Annotated in this window: 2 protein-coding genes; both read right to left on the minus strand. The window is 76.1% G+C overall.

The window, feature by feature from the left end; all coding sequences use genetic code 11:
* Positions 1-494 precede the first annotated feature (494 nt).
* On the minus strand, positions 495-4,367 hold the full coding sequence (locus tag ACGFT1_RS02130) for a type I polyketide synthase (protein WP_373907096.1): 3,873 nt from the start codon (positions 4,365-4,367) through the stop codon (positions 495-497).
* Between the two features lie 26 nt (positions 4,368-4,393).
* Entirely contained in the window at positions 4,394-19,813 is a 15,420-nt protein-coding gene (locus tag ACGFT1_RS02135; RefSeq protein ID WP_373907097.1) for an SDR family NAD(P)-dependent oxidoreductase, read from the minus strand.
* Positions 19,814-19,867: the final 54 nt, after the last annotated feature.

Consider the following 19,867-nt stretch of genomic DNA (forward strand, 5'->3'; position numbering starts at 1 on the left):
GGTGGAATTCGCGCAGCGGTGTCACCACCGTGTCCGGATATCTGGCTTCCCTGCGAAAGGGCCGATTGCCACCCGTGTCCCGGGGCGTTGCTGCGGGTACGGTCGAAGCCGACCGAAGAATCCACGGAAGATGGGAAGTCGTATGGCCAGGAGGCCTGACCACGAGCTGACCGCACATGTCCGGCCCGACGGTTATCTGGAGCTGTTCTCTCAGCGCACCGGGAAGCGGCACCGGTGCGGCCCACGTGGCACGACGATGTGGCTGGCGCTCCGGCGCAGCGACTGGCGACCGGAATTGGCCGCGGATGAAATCGCCTTGCGATTAGGTGTCGACCCGGACAGTGTCCGATGCGATATTCAGGCATGGTTGGCGCATTTCCATGAGGCCGGCGAGTAAGCGAAATGCGCGGCGCGGGCGGCTTTTCCGCCGCCCGCGCCGGAGAACGAGCGATACCCGTTCCCGTTCGGGGGTCGCCGGCTCGGCGAGTACGGGCTCAGGCGGCCCGGGCCGCCGGTGATGCCGTCAGCCAGGACTCGACCACCTCGGCGGTGGCCGCCGCGAAGTCCTCCAGCAGGGTGAAGTGCGTGCCGGGCACCTCGGCCGGCTGGTGCTCCACCGGCCAGGCCGCCCGCCAGTCGTCGGTTCCGGTGGCGAAGGACTCGGTGGGCCGCACGAACAGCACGGGTGCGGTCAGGGCGCCCGGCAGGCAGTGCTGGATCAGGTCGCTGTAGCGGCTCATCGCGGCGAGGCGGGCGGTCCCGAAGCCGCCGAGGGACGCCTCGCGGTCCAGCATGCCGTCGAACATCTGGCGCCACAGCCCGTCCTTGCCGTCGTCCCCGGGCAGATAGGTGTCCAGCAGCACCACCCCCGAGGCCGGCTGTCCGGCCTTCTCCATGAGCTCGGCCGCCGCGTGGGCGAACTGGCCGCCGGAGGAGTAGCCGACGAGCACGTACGGCCGCTCGTCCGGGCAGGCCCGGCGGATGCCCTCGACGACCACCTCCAGCACCGCGTCCACGGAGCGCGGCAGTGCCTCGCCGGGGCCGAAGCCGGGCATCGCGGGCACCAGGACCTCCCGGCGGCCCTGGAAGTGCCGGGCGAAACGGGCGTACTGGTGGGCGCCGCCGAGCGCCATGGGCGAGGGCAGGCAGACGAGCCGCGGGGAGGCGTCGCCGACGGCCAGCCGCACCGGATCGGTGATGCCGCCGATGTCGGTCAGGCGGGAGAAGCCGGGGAGGATGCCGGCGACCGTGCGCAGCAGCTCGATGGCCTGTGCCATCCGCCCGTCGGCCGCCGCGCGCCGCACCAGCCCGCCGACCGATTCGAGGTCGTCGGCGCCGGACGGGTCCGTGGCGCCGCCGGCCAGGTGTCCGCGCAGGACTGCCGCGAGGGCGGCCGGGGTGCGGTGGTCGAAGACGGCACCGGCCGGCAGGGTGGTGCCCAGTGCGGTGCCCAGGGCGCCGCGGAGTTCGGCGGCGGAGACGGAGTCCATGCCTATCTCCAGGAAGACGGCGTCGGGCTCGACGGCCTCCGGTCCCGCATGGCCGAGGATCGCGGCGGTCTGGGCCCGGACCACGTCGGTCAGCAGCGCCTCCTGTTCGGCCGGCGGGGCATCGGCCAGCCGCTGCCGCAGCGGCCCGGCGTCCGCGGGGAAGGCCGCGGCGGGCGGCACGGGCTCGGCCAGGGGGCCGGTGGTGAGGGCCACGTCCGCGTTCAGCCAGTACCGGTCGCGCCGGAAGGCGTAGGTGGGCAGTTCGGCGCGGGCCGTACCGGGGAAGAGCGCGGCCCAGTCGGGGGCGAGGCCGTCGGTGTACAGCCGGGCGAGGCCCGCCATGAGGGTCGTGGGTTCGCTGCCGTGGCGTCGGCCGAGAGCGACGAAGACGGCGCCGTCGGCGTCCGCGCACGCGCGGGCGAGGCCGGTGAGGACGGCGTCGGGGCCGAGTTCCACGAAGCGGCCGGCACCCGCGGCGGTGAGGGCGGCGACGGCGTCGGAGAACCGGACCGTCTCCCGGACGTGCCGCACCCAGTAGCGGGGGTCGCACAGTTCGTCCTCGGCGGGGCGGCCGGTGAGGGTGGACACCAGCGGGATGCGCGGCACGTGGAAGGCCAGCTTCTCGGCCACGGCCCGGAACTCGTCGAGCATGTCTTCCATCAGGGGTGAGTGGAAGGCGTGCGAGGCGGTGAGCCGCTTGGTCTTCGCGAAACCCTCCGCGGCGGCGAGCACGGCCGCCTCCTCGCCGGAGAGGACCACCGAGGACGGCCCGTTGACCGCGGCGAGTCCGACCCGCTCGTCCAGCAGCGGCCGTACCTCGTCCTCGCCGGCCTGTACGGCGATCATCGCGCCGCCTTCCGGCAGCGCCTGCATCAGCCGGCCGCGGGCGGCGACCAGCGTGCAGGCGTCGTCCAGGTCGAGGACGCCGGCGGCATGGGCGGCGGCGATCTCCCCGACGGAGTGACCGGCCAGGACGTCGGGCCGGACGCCGAAGGACTCCAGCAGCCGGAACAGAGCGACCTCGAACGCGAACAGCGCCGACTGGGCGTACCGGGTGCGGTGGATCACCTCGGTGTCGTCGCCGGCCAGCACCCCGGCCAGGTCCAGGCCGAGCCGGGCGTCGATCGCGTCGAAGGCGGCGGCGAACACCGGGTAGCGGGCGCGCAGTTCGAGGCCCATGCCGAGGCGCTGGGCGCCCTGCCCGGTGAACAGGAAGGCGGTACGGGCGCCGGCCCGGGCCCGGCCGGTGGCGGCCGTGGGTGGGGGCGCCCCGGTGGCGAGGGCGCGCAGGGCGGCCAGCAGTTCCTCCCGGCCGGTGCCGGTGACGGCGGCGCGGTGGTCGAAGGCGGTGCGCCGGGTGCCGAGCGCCCGGGCGACGGCCGCCGGGTGCAGCTCGGGCCGGTCCGCCAGGAACGCGTGCAGCCGCTCGGCCTGTGCGGGGAGGGCCTGGGCGGAGCGTGCGGACAGGGGCCAGACGACGGCGGGGGCGCCCGCTTCGGTGTCCGCCGGGTCCGCCGGGTCCGCCACGGGCGGCTCCTCGAGGATGACGTGGGCGTTGGTGCCGCTGATGCCGAAGGAGGAGACACCCGCCCGGCGCGGACGGTCCCCCGCCGGCCACTCCCGCTCCTCCGTCAGCAGCCGCACCTGCCCGGCCTCCCAGTCGACCTTCGTGGACGGCCGGTCCACGTGCAGCGTCCTGGGCAGCACCCCGCGACGCATCGCCATCACCATCTTGATGACACCCGCCACACCCGCCGCCGCCTGCGTGTGCCCGATGTTCGACTTCACCGAACCCAGCCACAACGGCCGCTCCACGGGCCGGTCCTGACCATAGGTCGCCAGCAGCGCCTGCGCCTCGATCGGATCACCCAGCGTCGTCCCCGTCCCGTGCGCCTCCACCACGTCCACGTCCGCGGCCGACAACCGGGCCGACGCCAGCGCCTGCCGGATCACCCGCTGCTGCGACGGACCGTTCGGCGCCGTCAGACCGTTCGACGCACCGTCCTGGTTCACCGCCGAACCCCGCACCACCGCCAGCACCTCGTGACCATGGCGCCGCGCGTCCGACAACCGCTCCAGGACCAGGACGCCCAGTCCCTCGGAGAACCCGGTGCCGGCCGCGTCGTCGGCGAAGGAGCGGCAGCGCCCGTCCGGGGAGAGCGCGCCCTGCCGGCTGAACTCCACGTACGTGCCCGGCGAGGCCATCACCGTCACTCCCCCGGCCAGCGCGAGGGTGCACTCGCCCTGCCGCAGCGCCTGCGCGGCCAGGTGCAGCGTGACGAGCGACGAGGAGCAGGCCGTGTCGACGGAGAGGGTCGGGCCCTCCAGACCGAGGGTGTAGGCGACCCGGCCGGAGACGATGCTGCCGGAGCCGAAGCTGCCGAAGTAGTCGTGGTACATGACGCCCGCGAACACCCCGGTGCGGCTGCCGCGCAGCGTGGCGGGGTCGATCCCGGCGTTCTCCAGGGCCTCCCAGGAACCCTCCAGCAGCAGCCGCTGCTGCGGGTCCATGACAAGGGCCTCGTGCGGGGCGATGCCGAAGAAGCCGGCGTCGAAATCACCCGCGTCGTGCAGGAATCCGCCCCGCCCGGTGTAGGAGCGGCCCGGCGCGCCCGGAGTCGGGTCGTACAGGTCCGGGTCCCAGCCGCGGTCGGCGGGGAAGGCGGTGATGCCCTCGCCGGCGTCGGCGACCAGGCCCCACAGCTCCTGCGGGGAGCGGACCCCGCCCGGGTAGCGGCAGGCCATGCCGACGATCGCGACCGGTTCCCGGGCCGCCGCGGTCAGCGCGCGGTTGCGTTCCCGCAGCCGCTCGATCTCCTTCAGCGAGGCGCGGAGTGCCTCGACCATCCTGGTGTCCGGGTTCTCGGACTCGGCCATGGTCCTCTTCCTTGTCGCGGGCGTCGTCACAGGGCGTCGTCGTCCCCGACGAGATCGTCGAGCGCCATGCTGATCAGGCTCTCGGCGTCCATCGCGTCGATCGACGCGCTGCCGGGTCCACCGTCCTCGGCCGGCTGCGGCGCGGGCCGCAGTCCGGCGAGTTCGAGCAGGCCGTCCAGCAGGCCGGCCTCGCGGAGCCGCGCCACCGGGATGGCGGTGAGCGCGGCCCGCACGGTGTCCTCCTCGTCGCGCGGGCCGTCCGCGGTGCGCGGGGCCAGCTCGGTGGCGAGGTGGTCGGCGAGCGCGGCCGGTGTGGGGTGGTCGAAGACGAGCGTGGCGGTCAGCCTCAGGCCGGTGACCTCGTTGAGCCGGTTGCGGAACTCCACGGCGGTCAGCGAGTCGAAGCCGAGGTCTTTGAAGGGCAGTTCGTTCTCGAACTCCTCGATGCCGAGGACCGCGCGGGCCTCGTCCCGGACCAGCCGCAGCAGCCGTCCGGGGCGGTCCCCCGGGGCGAGCGCGGCCAGTTCGCGGCGCAGTGCGGACGTGGCGGCCGGCGCCCCGGGTCCGGTCCGGCGCGGCGCCCGCACCAGGGAGCGCAGCAGCGGGGCGACGCGGGAGGGGTCCCGCGGGGCGAGGTCCAGGCGGGCCGGCAGCAGTACCGGTTCCGGACGGCCCGCCGCCGTGTCGAACAGGGCGAGCCCGGCCTCGGCGTCGAGGGCGAGCACGCCGCCGGAGGCGACGCGCCGGGTGTCGGTGTCGCCGAGCCGGTCGGCCATGCCGCCGCTGCCCGCCCAGGCACCCCAGGCGAGCGAGACCGCGGGCAGGCCGAGCGAGCGCCGGTGGGCGGCGAGCGCGTCGAGGTAGGCGTTGCCGGCGGCGTAGCCGGACTGACCGGGGCTGCCGAGCAGACCGGCCGCGGAGGAGAACAGCACGAACGCCGTCAGGGGCCGCTCGCGGGTCAGTTCGTGCAGGTGCCAGGCGGCGTCCAGCTTGGGCCGCAGGACCGTGTCCAGCCGCTCGGGTGTGAGCGAGGTCAGGACGGCGTCGGCGAGGACACCCGCGGTGTGCACGACGGCGGAGACCGGGTGCTCGTCCAGGACCCGGGCGAGGGCGGCGCGGTCGGCCGCGTCGCAGGCGACGACGCTCACCCGCGCGCCGAGCGCGGTCAGTTCGTCGCGCAGCCCGGCCGCGCCGGGCGCCTCGGGGCCGCCGCGGCTGAGCAGCACCAGCCGCTCGGCGCCGTGCGCGGTCACCAGGTGCCGGGCGACCAGCCGGCCCAGGGCACCGGTGCCGCCGGTGACGAGGACGCCGCCGGAGAGGTCGGCCGGGACGGGCTCGGTCACGCGCGGGGCGCGTACCAGGCGGGGGACGAGCACCGCGCCGTCGCGCAGCGCCAGCTGGGGTTCGCCGGAGGCGACGGCGGAGGGCAGCAGGCGGCGGGAGGCGTCCGTGCCGTCCAGGTCGACGAGGACCAGCCGGCCGGGGTGCTCGGACTGGGCGGAACGGATCAGGCCCCAGGCGGCGCCGGCGCCGGGGTCGGTGACGTCCCCGGGGCCGGTCGCCCCGTGGGTCGCCACCACCAGGACGGAGTCGGCGAACCGGGTGTCGGCCAGCCACTCCTGCACCAGGGTGAGCAGGTCCCGGACGCCGTCCCGGGCGGTGTCCGCGCCGGGGCCGCCGGTGTGGGTGACGACCAGGGTGTCGGGGGCCCGGACGGCGGCCTCCGTCAGGTCGGCGGCGACGGCGACCTCGGCGACCTCTCCGGCCAGAGCCGCGGCCAGCTCCGCGCGGCCGGGGCCGAGCACGGTCCACCGCCCGGCCTGCGGGGCCGCGGGCACGGAGACCGGTACCCAGTCCACGGCGAACAGATCGTCGTGTCCGCCCGCGGCGGCCGCCGCGATCCGCTGCGGATCGACCTCCCGCAGCGACAGGGACGCGACGCGCGCCACCGGCCGGCCGGTGGCGTCGGCGGCGTCGATGCGCACCGCGCCGGCGCCGGCCGGCGCGATCCGTACCCGAAGGGCGGTCGCGCCGCTCGTGGCCAGCTCCACGCCGTTCCAGGCGAACGGCAGCGACATGCGCTCCGCGGCTCCCGCGCGCAGCCCGATGGTGTGCAGGGCGGCGTCGAACAGCGCCGGGTGCAGGCCGAACCCGGTGGTGTCGGCGGGGACGGTGACCTCGGCGTACGCCTCGTCGCCGTGCCGCCAGGCCGCGCGCAGTCCCTGGAAGCAGGGCCCGTACTCGGCGCCCAGCTCCGCCAGCCGCTCGTAGACGCCGTCCAGGTCGACCGGTTCGGCGCCGGGCGGCGGCCAGGCGGTGAGGTCGTGGGCGGGCCGGTCCCCGGCGGGCCGCAGCACCCCGGCGGCGTGGGTGGTCCAGGGCTCGCCGTCGGCCCGGGCGGCGTACACGCGGAAGGCGCGCGCTCCGCTCGCGTCGGGTTCGCCGACGGTGCACTGGAGGCGGACGGCGCCGTCCTCGGGCAGGACCAGCGGTTCGGTGACGGTCAGGTCGTCCACCGTGCCGCAGCCGACGCGGGCCCCGGCGGCGAGGGCCATCTCCACGAAGGCGGTGCCCGGCAGCAGCGCCGCCCCGCCCACCCGGTGGTCGGCCAGCCACGGGTGGCCGGCGAGGGAGAGGTGCCCCGTGTACAGGGTGCCGTCGGCGCCGGCGAGTTCGACGGCGGTGCCGAGCAGGGGATGGCCGCCGGCCGGGCGCGGCAGGCCGAGGTCGCCGGTCATCCAGTAGCGGGTGCGCTGGAAGGCGTAGGTGGGCAGGTCGAAACCGTCGCGGTGGGGCAGCAGGGCCGTCCAGTCGACGGCGGCGCCGTGCGCGTGCAGGGCGGTGAGCCCGCTGAGCAGGGCCTCGGTCTCCTCGCGGTCCTTGCGCAGCAGCGGTACGACGGCCGTCCCGTCGGGCAGGCACTCGCCGGCCGCGGCGGTCAGCGCGCCGCCCGGGCCGACCTCGGCGAAGTGCCGTGCGCCGGCGTCGTGCAGGGCGGTGACGGCGTCGGCGAAGCGGACGGCCTCGCGGGCGTGCCGCACCCAGTACTCGGGGGTGGACAGCTCGTCGGGGGCGGCCGGGGCACCGGTGAGGGCGGACACCAGCGGGATGCGTGCCGTCCCGTAGGACACGGTGGCGGCGACCTCGCGGAACTCCTCCAGCATCGGCTCCATCAGGGCCGAGTGGAAGGCGTGGCTGACGGCCAGCTCCTTGGTGCGCTCGAAGCGGGCGGCCAGCGCGCGGGCCGGTCCGGCGGGGCCCGAGACGACGAGGGACGCGGGCCCGTTGACGGCGGCGATGTCCACGCCGTCGCCCAGCAGCGGCCCGACCTCGTCCTCGGTGGCGCGGACGGCGATCATCGCCCCGCCCTCGGGGAGGGCCTGCATCAGGCGGCCCCGCGCGGCGACGAGCGTGCAGGCGTCCTCCAGGCCGAGCACGCCCGCGGCGTGGGCGGCGGCGAACTCACCGACCGAGTGCCCGGCGAGCAGGTCGGGCCGGACGCCGAAGGACTCCAGCAGCCGGTACAGGGCCACTTCGACGGCGAACAGCGCCGGCTGGGTGTACTCGGTGCGTTCCAGCAGCTCGGCGGAGTGAAGCACATCGGCGAGCGGCCGGTCCAGCAGCGGGTCCAGGTGGGCGCGGACCTCGTCGAAGGCGGTGGCGAAGGCGGGGAAGGCCGCCGCGAGGCGGTTGCCCATGCCGGGCAGCTGCGAGCCCTGGCCGGAGAAGAGGAAGGCGAGCCGGCCGTCCGTGGCGGTGGCGAGGACACCGGCCGCGGGGGTGCGGCCCTCCGCCACGGCCCGTACGCCGGCGATCAGTTCGCCCGGGGTGCGGCCGAGTACGGCGGCCCGGTGGCCGAGCCGCGTGCGGGTGTGGGCGAGTGCGCCGGCGAGCCGGTGCGGGTCGGTGTCCGGGGCGGTGGACAGGTGCTCCAGCAGCCGGGCGGCCTGGGCGCGCAGGGCGTCGGGGGTGTGACCGGAGAGCAGCCACGGCACGGTGCCGGCCGGCGGGGCGGCGGGCTCGGCGGGCTCGGCGGCCGGCTCCTCGGCGGGCGCGGCCTCGATGATGACGTGGGCGTTGGTGCCGGAGATCCCGAAGGAGGAGATGCCCGCCCGGCGCGGGTGGCCGGGGTCGGGCCAGGGGCGGTTCTCGGTGAGCAGCCGGACGCCCGCGCCGTCCCACTCCACGTGCCGGGAGGGCCGGTCGACGCCGAGGCTGGCTGGCAGGGTCTCGTTGCGCATCGCCTCGACCATCTTGATGACTCCGGCGACACCTGCGGCGGCCTGGGTGTGGCCCAGATTGGACTTGACCGAGCCGAGCCACAGCGGCTGGTCCTCGGTGTGCTCGGCGCCGTAGGTGGCGATCAGCGCCTGGGCCTCGATGGGGTCGCCGAGGGTGGTGCCGGTGCCGTGCGCCTCGACCACGTCGACCTCGGCCGCCGCGACGCCGGCCGCCTCCAGGGCGCGCCGGATGACGCGCTGCTGGGCGGGCCCGTTGGGGGCGCTGATGCCGTTGGAGGCGCCGTCCTGGTTGACGGCGGTGCCGCGCAGCACGGCGAGGATCCTGCGGCCGTTGCGGCGGGCGTCGGAGAGCCGCTCCAGCAGCAGCACGCCGGCGCCCTCGCCGAAGCCGGTGCCGTCGGCGGCGTCCGCGAAGGGCTTGCAGCGGCCGTCCCGGGACAGGCCCCGGTGCCGGCTGAACTCCACGAAGGTGCCCGGGGTGGCCATGACGGTCACTCCCCCGGCCAGCGCCAGCGAGCAGTCGCCCTGCCGCAGCGCCTGGGCGGCCAGGTGCAGCGCCACCAGCGACGAGGAGCAGGCGGTGTCGACGGAGAGGGTGGGGCCCTCCAGCCCGAGGGTGTAGGCGACGCGGCCCGAGACCACGCTGCCGGAGCCGAAGCTGCCGAAGTAGTCGTGGTACATGACGCCCGCGAACACGCCGGTGTCGGAGCCGTGCAGGGTCGCGGGGTCGATGGAGGCGCGCTCCAGCGCCTCCCAGGAGGTTTCCAGCAGCAGCCGCTGCTGGGGGTCGGTGACCTGGGCCTCCTCGTCGTCCATGGCGAAGAACGCGGGGTCGAAGTCGGCGGCGTCGTGGAGGAAGGCGCCGTGCCGGGTGTAGCTGGTGCCGGGCCGGTCCAGGGTGGGGTCGTACAGGTTCTCCACGTCCCAGCCGCGGTCGGTGGGGAACGCGCCGACGGCGTCCCGGCCTTCGGCCACCAGCCGCCACAGGTCCTCCGGTGAGGCGATGCCGCCGGGGAACCGGCAGGCCATGCCGATGACGGCGATCGGCTCGTCGCCGGCCGCGGTGCGGGGGGCGGGGCGGGCGGGGGCCTCGGTGAGGGTGCCGGTGAGTTCGCCGAGCAGGTGGCGGGCGAGTTCCGCCGGTGTGGGGTGGTCGAACACCAGGGTGGCGGGCAGCTTCAGGCCGGTCGCCGCGGTGAGCCTGTTGCGCAGTTCCACGGCCGCCAGGGAGTCGAAGCCGAGTTCCCGGAAGGCCAGGGTGCGGCCGACGTCCTGGGCGGAGCGGTAGCCGAGGATGGCCGCGACGTGGCTCTGCACGAGTTCGGTCAGGAACGGCTCGTGCTCGGCCGCCAGCAGTCCGGCGAGCCGCTCCCGCAGGGCGCCGGCACCGCCGGCCGCGCTCGGCCCGCCGGCCGCGCCGCCCCGGCGTACGGGTACCAGTGCGCGGAACAGCGGGGCCAGGTCCTCGCCCTGGGCGCGCAGGGCGGCCAGGTCCAGCTTCACCGGCAGGACGGCGGGATCGGCGCCGCGCAGGGCGCCGTCGAACAGGGCGACGCCCTCCTCGGTCGCCAGCGGGGCGACGCCACCGCGGGCGATGCGGGTGAGGTCGGTCTCGCCGAGGGCGCCGGTCATGCCGCCGGCCCGCGCCCACAGGCCCCAGGCCAGGGAGTGCGCGGGCAGCCCGAGACTGCGGCGGTGCACGGCGAGCGCGTCGAGGTAGGCGTTGGCGGCGGCGTAGTTGGCCTGGCCGGGTGAGCCGAGCGTGGCGGCGGAGGACGAGAACAGCACGAACGCCGACAGGTCCAGGTCCGCGGTGAGTTCGTGCAGGTTCCAGGCGGCGTCGACCTTCGGCCGGAACACCGTGTCGATCCGCTCCGGGGTGAGGGAGGAGAGCACGCCGTCGGCGAGGACGCCGGCCGCGTGGATCACGGCCGTCAGCGGCCGGTCGGCCGGTACGGCGTCCAGCACGGCGGCGAGCGCCGCGCGGTCGGCGGTGTCACAGGCGGCGCTCGTCACCTCGGCGCCCAGCTCGGTGAGTTCGGCGACGAGATCGTCGGCGGCACCGCCTCGGCTGAGCAGGAGCAGATGCCGGACGTTCCGCTCGGCGACCAGGTGCCGGGCCAGGATCCGGCCGAGGGCCCCGGTGGCACCGGTGATCAGGACGGTCCCGGCGCCCAGGCCGGACCCGGAGGCGTCGTCCGGCTCGGCCGGGACGGTGCGGGCCAGCCGGGGCACGAGCCAGCTGCCGGACCGGAACGCCAGGTGCGGCTCGCCGGTGGCCGGCGCATCGGCCAGCTGTTCGACGGACGGGGGCTGTTCGGCCTCGACGAGCACGATGCGGCCCGGGTTCTCCGACTGGGCCGAGCGGACCAGGCCGCCGACGGCGGCACCTGCCGGGTCGGTGCCGGCGACCACCACCAGGGTGCGGTCCTCGTCCGTGAGCCGGGTGCGCAGCTCGGCCAGGACCGTGTCGACGGCCGACCGGGTCTCGGCGGCGCTCACTCCGGCCGGGGCCCGCACCACGTGCGGTGCGGAAGCGGTCCCGGGCGCCGTCGGCGACGGAGCCGGGATCCAGTCGACCCGGTACAGCGCGCCCGCGCGGGCCGACCGCGCCGCCGCGGCGAGCGCCTCGGTCCGCAGGGGGCGCAACGTGAGCGAGTCGACGGTGGCGACGGGCGCGCCCGTGGGATCGGCGAGGGTGAGGGAGACGGTGCCCTCGCCGGTGGACCGGACGCGGACGCGCAGCGCGGTGGCACCGGTGGCGTACAGCCGTACCCCGGACCAGGCGAACGGCAGCAGAGCCTCCTCGCCCGCGGCGTCGGTGAGGCCGATGGTGTGCAGGGCGGCGTCCGACAGCGCCGGGTGCAGCCCGAACCCGTCGGGTACGGCGTCGGTGGCGACCTCCGCACAGAGTCCGTCCCCGGTGCGCCAGGCGGCGCGCAGCCCCTGGAACAGCGGCCCGTAGCCGAGGCCGAGGGCGGCGAGTTCGTCGTACAGGCCGTCGAGCGGGACGGGTTCGGCGTCCCTCGGGGGCCAGTCGGTGAGCGGGTCGGCGGTGGCGGGCAGGGTGCCGGTCGGGGCGAGCAGGCCGTCGGCGTGCCGGGTCCACGGCAGCTCCTCGTCGGAGCTCTCCGGACGGGACCAGATGGTGACCGGCCGGGTCTCCCCCTCGGGCGGCCCGACGACGGCCTGGAGCTGGACGGCGCCGTGCTCGGGCAGCACCAGCGGTGCGTGCAGGGTGAGTTCGCTGAGGTCGCCGCAGCCGACCTGGTCGCCGGCGCGCAGCGCGAGTTCCAGGTGCCCGGTGCCGGGGAAGAGCAGCCGGCCGCCCACCCGGTGGTGTTCCAGCCAGGGCTGGGTGCCCGCGGAGAGCCGGCCGGTGAGCACGGCGCCCTCGCTGTCGGCGCGTACCATCGCGGCGCCGAGCAGGGCGTGGTCGGTGGGGGCGAGGCCGGCGGAGGTGACGTCGGCGCCGCCCGCGGTGCTGTCGAGCCAGTACCGCTCGTGCTGGAAGGCGTAGCCGGGCAGCGGCACGCGGCGGGGCCGGTGGCCCTCCGTCACGGCGGTCCAGTCGACGTCGGCACCGTGGGTGAACGCCTCGCCGAGCGCCGTCAGCAGCCGGTCCCGGCCGCCCTGGTCGCGGCGCAGGGAGCCGACGGCGGCCACGGCGTCGTCGGTCTCCTGGATGCCGACGGTCAGCACCGGGTGCGGGCTGGACTCGATGAACAGCTGGTGGCCGTCGGCGACGGCGGCGCGTACCGCCTGCTCGAACAGCACGGTGTTGCGCAGGTTGGTGTACCAGTAGCCGGCGCCGAGTTCCGCGGTGTCGAGCGGGCCGCCGGTGACCGTCGAGTAGAACGGAATGCGGGTGGCGCGCGGTTGGATGCCGTCGAGGGCCTCGGCGAGGCGGGCGCGCAGGGTCTCGACGTGGGCGCTGTGGGAGGCGTAGTCCACGGGCAGGCGCTTGGCACGGACCTTCTCCGCCCGCAGCCGGTCCAGGAGTTCGTCGAGGGCGTCGGAGTCACCGGACACCACCGTCGAGGCGGCGCCGTTGACGGCGGCGACCGACAGCCGGCCGTCCCAGGCGGCGAGCCGGGCGCGGACCGTGTCGGCGCCCTCGGCGACGGACATCATGCCGCCGGAGCCGGACAGCAGTTCGGCGATGGCCCGGGACCGCAGGGCGACGACGCGGGCGCCGTCCTCCAGGGACAGCGCGCCGACCGCGCAGGCGGCGGCGATCTCGCCCTGGGAGTGGCCGATGACGGCGGCCGGGGCGACGCCGTACGCGCTCCAGGTGTGTGCCAGGGACACCATCACGGCCCACAGCAGCGGCTGGACGACATCCACGCGGTCCAGGCCGCCGCCCAGCTCGGTGCGGAGGTCCCAGTCGGTGTAGGGCGCGAGGGCGGCGGCGCACTCGGCCATGCGGGCGGCGAACACCGGGGACGTGTCAAGGAGTTCGGTGGCCATGCCGGACCACTGGGAGCCCTGGCCGGGGAAGACGAACACGGGCCGGGCGCGGCCGGGCGCGGTGCCCTGGGCCAGGTTGCGGGCGGTGGTGCCGTCGGCCAGGGCGGCCAGGGCGCCGCGCAGTTCGGCCGGGTCGGTACCGGTGAGGGAGGCCCGGTGCGCGAAGCGGGCGCGGGTGGTGGCGAGCGACCAGCCGATGTCGGACGGGTCGAGGCCGGGGTGGGCGTCGAGGTGGCCGAGGAGCGCGGCGGCCTGGCCGGCGAGCGCGGCCGGTGTCTTGGCGGTGAGCAGCCACGGGAGGGCGGGGCCCTGAGGTGCGGGACGTTCCGGTTCGGTGGGGGCGGGCGGGGCCTGTTCGAGGATGACGTGGGCGTTGGTGCCGCTGATGCCGAAGGAGGAGACGCCCGCCCGGCGGGGACGGTCCACCGCCGGCCACTCCCGCTCCTCCGTCAGCAGCCGTACCTGCCCGGCCTCCCAGTCGACCTTCGTGGACGGCCGGTCCACGTGCAGCGTCCTGGGCAGCACCCCGTGCCGCATCGCCATCACCATCTTGATGACACCCGCCACACCCGCCGCCGCCTGCGTGTGCCCGATGTTCGACTTCACCGAACCCAGCCACAACGGCCGCTCCGCGGGCCGGTCCTGGCCATAGGTCGCCAGCAGCGCCTGCGCCTCGATCGGATCACCCAGCGTCGTCCCCGTCCCGTGCGCCTCCACCACGTCCACGTCCGCGGTGGTGAGGTGGGCGTTCTCCAGTGCTTCGCGGATGACACGTTCCTGCGAGGGACCGTTGGGGGCGGTGAGGCCGTTGGAGGCGCCGTCCTGGTTGACGGCGGTGCCGCGGACGACGGCGAGGACCTCGTGGCCGTTGCGGCGGGCGTCGGAGAGCCGTTCCACGACCAGGACGCCGACGCCCTCACCCCACACCGTGCCGCCCGCCGCGTCGGCGAAGGCACGGGTGCGGGCGTCGGGGGCCAGCGCGCCCTGCCGGCTGAACTCGATGAACGTCTCCGGGGTGGCCATGACGGCGACGCCGCCGACCAGGGCCAGGCTGGACTCGCCCTGCCGCAGCGACTGGGCGGCCAGGTGCAGCGCCACCAGGGACGAGGAGCAGGCGGTGTCGACGGAGAGCGAGGGGCCCTCCAGGCCCAGGGTGTAGGCGACGCGGCCGGAGATGATGCTGCCGGAGCCGAAACTGCCGAAGTAGTCGTGGTACTGCACGCCGGCGAACACGCCGGTGCGGCTGCCCTTGAGGGTGGTCGGGTCGATGCCGGCGCTCTCCAGCGCCTCCCAGGCGGCCTCCAGCAGCAGTCGCTGCTGCGGGTCCATGACGAGGGCTTCCTTGGGGCTGATGCCGAAGAAGCCGGCGTCGAACTCGCCCGCGCCGTGCAGGAATCCGCCCTCGCCGACGTAGGAGGTGTCGGGCCGCTGCCGGGTGGGGTCGACGATGCGGTCCACGTCCCAGCCGCGGTCGGCGGGGAAGGCGGTGATGGCGTCGGTGCCGTCGGCGACCAGCCGCCACAGGTCGTCCGGGGTGCGGACGTCGCCCGGGTAGCGGCAGGCCAGGCCGACGATCGCCAGCGGCTCGTCCGCGCGGGCCCGGCCGGTGCGCCGGCCGCCGCTGGTCCCGGCCCGGGCACCGGCGACCAGGGTGCCGAGGTGGGCGGCGAGTGCTTCGGGCGAGGGGTGGTCGAAGACCAGGGTGGCGCTCAGCCGCCGGTCCAGCTCGGCGGAGAGCGAGTTGCGCAGCTCGATCGCGGCGAGCGAGTCGAAGCCGAGGTCCTTGAAGGCCCGGTCGGTCTCCACGCTGTCCGGGTTCGCGTGCCCGAGGACGACGGCGACATGGGCGCGGACGGTGTGCAGCAGCGCCTCGGCGCGCTCCTCCTCGCCCAGGGCGGCCATGCGCTCGGCGAAGCCGGCGCCGGCGCCCTCGGCGGCGGCCTCCCGGCGCACCGGGCGGCCGGCCAGCGCGCGCAGGACGGGTGCGAGTCCGGTGCCCTGCGCGCGCAGCGCGGGCAGGTCGAGCCGCACCGGCGCCAGGGCGGGACGGCCGGCGCGCAGCGAATGGTCGAACAGGGCGGTGCCCTCCTCGGCCGACAGGGCGATCATGCCGCCGCGGGTCATCCGGGCGCGGTCGGCCTCGTCGAGCGAGCCGGTCATGCCGCCCGTCGGCGCCCACGGACCCCAGGCCAGCGACAGGGCGGGGGCGCCCTGGGCGTGGCGGTGCGCGGCCAGGGCGTCCAGGAGGGCGTTCGCGGCGGCGTAGTTCCCCTGGCCGGGGGCGCCGACGGTAGCGGCGACGGAGGAGAACAGCACGAACGCCGCGAGGCCGTCGGTCAGTTCGTGGAGGTGGAGTGCGCCGAGGGCCTTCGGCGCGAGGACCGTGTCGATCCGTTCGGGGGTGAGCGAGGAGATCACGCCGTCGTCCAGGACGCCGGCGGCATGCACGACCGCGGTGAGCGGGTGGGCGGCCGGGATGCCGGCCAGGACGGCGGCGAGGCTCTCCCGGTCGGCGACGTCGCAGGCGTGGGCGGTCGCGGTGGCGCCGAGGCCGGCGAGTTCGGCGATCAGGTCGTCGGCGGTGCCGGAGCGGCTGAGGAGCGCGAGGTGGCGCACGCCGTACGCGGTGACCAGATGGCGGGCGAGAACCCGGCCGAGGCCGCCGGTGGCGCCGGTCAGCAGGACGGTCCCCTCGGGGTCGGGCGTCAGGTCGGCGGGGCCGGCGGGGTCGGCGGGGTCGGCGGGGAGTTCGGCGCGCACCAGCCGGGCGGCGTGGGCGGTGCCCGCGCGCACCGCGACCTGGGGTTCGCCGCAGGCGAGGACGCCGGGCAGTACGGCGCCGGCGTCCGTACCCGGTTCGAGGTCGAGCAGGACGAAACGGTCCGGGTTCTCCGACTGGGCGGACCGCACCAGACCCCAGACGGCGGCGCCGGCCAGGTCGGGCACGTTCCCGCCGGCGACGCTGACCGCCCCGCGGGTGACGACGGCCAGCGGGCGGGGGTCGTCGTCCTGGAGGGCGGCGAGCGCGGTGCGCAGTGCCGCGCGTACGGCGTCGGGGGTGGTCCCGGGCGTACTGTGCAGCACCCGGTGGCCGGTTCCGGGGGCGTCGGTCTCCAGGGGCAGCGGCTGCCAGTCGAGGGTGAACAGGGCGTCGGCGGTGGTGTCGCGAGCGGCGCGCAGGTGGGTGAGCGGGCGGGAGGCGAGTGAGGTGACCGTGGCGACGGGGGCGCCGTCGGCGTCGGCCAGGTCGATGGCGAAGGCGTGGTCGCCGGTGGGCACCAGCCGGGCCCGCAGCACGCGGGCGCCGACGGCGTGCAGGGTGACGCCCGCGAACAGGAACGGCAGCCGGGCGGTGTCGTCGGCGGAGCCGTCGCCGAGCAGGGCGAGGGAGTGCAGGGCGGCGTCGAACGCGGCCGGGTGCAGGCCGAAGCGGGGCGCGTCGGCGGCGGGCCCCTCCGGCAGCCTTACCTCGGCGAACAGTTCCCCACCGCGCCGCCAGGCGGCCGTCAGGGCCCGGAACACGGGCCCGTAGGCGAGGCCGGCCTCGGCGTGCCGCTCGTACAGGCCGCCGGTGTCGAGGGGTTCGGCGTCCTCGGGGGGCCAGACGTCCAGGCGGGTGCCCGGCGTGCCGGTACCGGCGGTGAGGAGGCCGGAGGCGTGCGGGGTCCACGGCTCGTCGGGGGGCAGGCTCTCGGCGCGGGCGTACACATGCACCGTACGGGCGCCGGACGCGTCGGGCGCGCCGACGGCGACCTGGACCCGCACGCCGTCGTCCGGGGGCAGCACGAGCGGTGTCTCGAGGGCCAGTTCCTCCAGGTGTCCGCAGCCGACCTGGTCGCCGGCGCGGACGGCGAGCTCGACCATGGCGGTGCCGGGGACGACGACCCGGCCGCCGACGACGTGGTCGGCGAGCCAGGGATGGGTGCGCACCGACAGCCGGCCGGTGAGGACGGCGCCGTCGGTGTCGGCGAGCACGGTGGCCGCGCCGAGCAGCGGGTGGTCGGCGGGGTCGAGACCGGCGGAGCCGACGTCGCCCACGGTCGCGGCCGTCTCGGGCCAGAACCGTTCGCGCTGGAAGGCGGTGGTGGGCAGGTCGACGGTGCGGGCGCCGGTGAACAACGCGGTCCAGTCCACGGCGGCCCCGCCCGCGTACAGCTGGGCGACGGCGGTGAGCAGGGTCTCGGTCTCGTCGCGCTCGCGGCGGGTGGCGGCGGCCAGCACCGCGCCGGTGTCCGTGCCGTCGGCGGTCAGGCACTCGCGGGCCATGGCGGTCAGCACCGCGTCCGGGCCGAGTTCGAGGTAGCGGGTGACGCCCTCGCCGGCGAGGGTGCGTATCCCGTCGTGGAAGCGGACCGCCTCGCGCACGTGCCGCACCCAGTAGTCGGGGGTGGCCATCTCCTGGCCGGCGAGGGCGCCGGTGACGTGGGAGACCACCGGGACGGTGGCCCGGTGGAAGGTCAGGGACCGGACGGCGGACCGGAACTCGGCCAGCATCGGTTCCATCAGCGGTGAGTGGAAGGCGTGCGAGACCGTCAGCCGCCGGCTCTTGGCGAATCGCGCGGCCACCGCCTCGGCCTCGGCGGCGTCGCCGGAGATCACCACGGAGCCGGGGCCGTTGACGGCGGCGATGTCGACCCGTTCGGTGAGCAGCGGGCGTACCTCGTCCTCGGTGGCGCGTACGGCGATCATGGCGCCGCCCGCGGGCAGCGCCTGCATGAGCCGGCCGCGCGCGGCCACCAGCGCGGTCGCGTCCGCCAGGTCCAGCACGCCCGCCACATGGGCGGCGGCGATCTCGCCGATGGAGTGCCCGGCCAGGTAGTCGGGCGTGATCCCCCAGGACTCCACCAGCCGGTACAGCGCGACCTCGAAGGCGAACAGGGCGCTCTGGGTGCGGGCGGTGCGGTCGAGCGGCTCGGGGTCGTCCCCGAGGACGAGGTCGCGCAGGCCTGGGTCGCCGGTCAGCGCGCAGATCTCGTCGAAGGCGCGGGCGAAGACCGGGAAGTGCGTGTGCAGTTCCCGGCCCATGCCGGCGCGCTGCGAGCCCTGCCCGGTGAACAGGAAGGCGGTCTGGCCCTTGCGGACCCGGCCCGAGGCGGCGCCCCGGCCGCCCTCGGCGACGCCGGCCAGGGCCGTGAGGAGCTGGTCGCGGCCGGCGCCCAGGACCACGGCCCGGTACGGGTGGGCGGTGCGGGTGGCGGCCAGGGAGTGCGCCACGTCCACCGGGTCCAGCTCGCCGACGGCGGCGGCCAGGCGGGCGGCCTGCTCGCGCAGGGCGCGCTCGGTCCGGCCGGAGACCACCCAGGGGACCAGCGGGGGCGCCGTACGCGGCTCGGACGGCGCCGGTTCCTCGGCGGGGGCCTCCTCCAGGACGGTGTGCGCGTTGGTGCCGCTGGCACCGAAGGAGGAGACGGCGGCCCGGCGCGGACGGCCGGGGTCGGTCCAGGGCCGGTTCTCGGTCAGCAGCCGGACGCCGCCCCGCCCCCAGTCGACCTTGCCGGACGGCTCCTCGGCGTGCAGCGTGCGCGGCAGGACGCGGTGCCGCATCGCCATGACGGCCTTGATGATGCCGGCGACGCCGGCCGCGGCCTGGGTGTGCCCGATGTTGGACTTCACCGACCCGAGCCACAGCGGGGCGTCCGCGGGCCGGTCCTGGCCGTAGGTGGCGAGCAGCGCCTGGGCCTCGATCGGGTCGCCGAGCGTGGTGCCGGTGCCGTGCGCCTCCAGCAGGTCCACGTCGGCGGGGCCGAGCCGCGCGGAGGCCAGCGCGGCTCGGATGACGCGCTGCTGGGACGGCCCGTTGGGGGCGGTCAGACCGTTCGAGGCGCCGTCCTGGTTCACTGCCGAGCCGCGGACGACGGCCAGCACCTCGTGCCCGTTGCGGCGGGCGTCGCTGAGCCGTTCCAGCACCAGCATGCCGGCGCCCTCGCTCCAGCCGGTGCCGTCCGCGGCGTCCGCGAAGGACTTGCAGCGGCCGTCCGGGGCGAGGCCGCGCTGCCGGCTGAAGGCGATGAAGTTGCCCGGCGTGGACATCACGGTGGCGCCGCCCGCCAGCGCGAGGCCGCACTCCTTGCTGCGCAGCGCCTGTACGGCCAGATGCACCGCGACGAGCGCCGAGGAGCAGGCGGTGTCGATGGTGACGGCGGGGCCCTCCAGCCCGAGGGTGTAGGAGATGCGACCGGAGATCACGGCGGCCAGCACGCCGGTGCCGAGCGCGGCCTCGCTGTCCTCGGCCGTCCTGGCCAGCAGGTCCTTGTAGTCCTGGCCGTTGGTGCCGGCGAACACCCCGATCCGGGAGCCGTGCGCCGAGTCGGGAGCGATCCGGGCCCGTTCCAGGGCTTCCCACGACACCTCCAGCAGCAGCCGCTGCTGGGGGTCCATCGCGACCGCCTCGCGGGGGCTGATGCCGAAGAAGTCCGGCTCGAACCCGGCCGCGTCGGTGAGGAAGCCGCCGCGGGTGACGTAGCTCTTGCCGGTGGCGTCCGGGTCGGGGTCGTAGAGCGCGTCGATGTCCCAGCCCCGGTCGTCGGGGAAGTCACCGATGGCGTCGGTGCCGTCGTGGACGAGCCGCCAGAACTCCTCCGGGGTGGTCACGCCACCGGGGAAGCGGCAGCTCATCCCGACGATGGCGATGGGTTCCCGGTCCTGGGTCTCCACCTCGCGCAGCCGCTGGCGGGTCTGGGCCAGATCGGCGGAGACCCGCTTGAGGTAGGAGAGCAGCTTTTCGTCGTTGGTCATCGGGTGTCGCCACTCCTGTGCGAAGACGGGGACTGCGGTGGGGCCGGGGTGTCG

This window comes from Streptomyces sp. Y20 (assembly GCF_043195475.1).
In the GTDB taxonomy this organism is placed as follows: Bacteria; Actinomycetota; Actinomycetes; order Streptomycetales; family Streptomycetaceae; genus Streptomyces.

What these genes read in the sequence shown, in the direction of transcription:
- ACGFT1_RS02130 (WP_373907096.1), bottom strand. Translation starts at nt 4,367, where the DNA reads ATGGCCGAGTCCGAGAACCCGGACACCAGGATGGTCGAGGCACTCCGC.
- ACGFT1_RS02135 (WP_373907097.1), bottom strand. Translation starts at nt 19,813, where the DNA reads ATGACCAACGACGAAAAGCTGCTCTCCTACCTCAAGCGGGTCTCCGCC.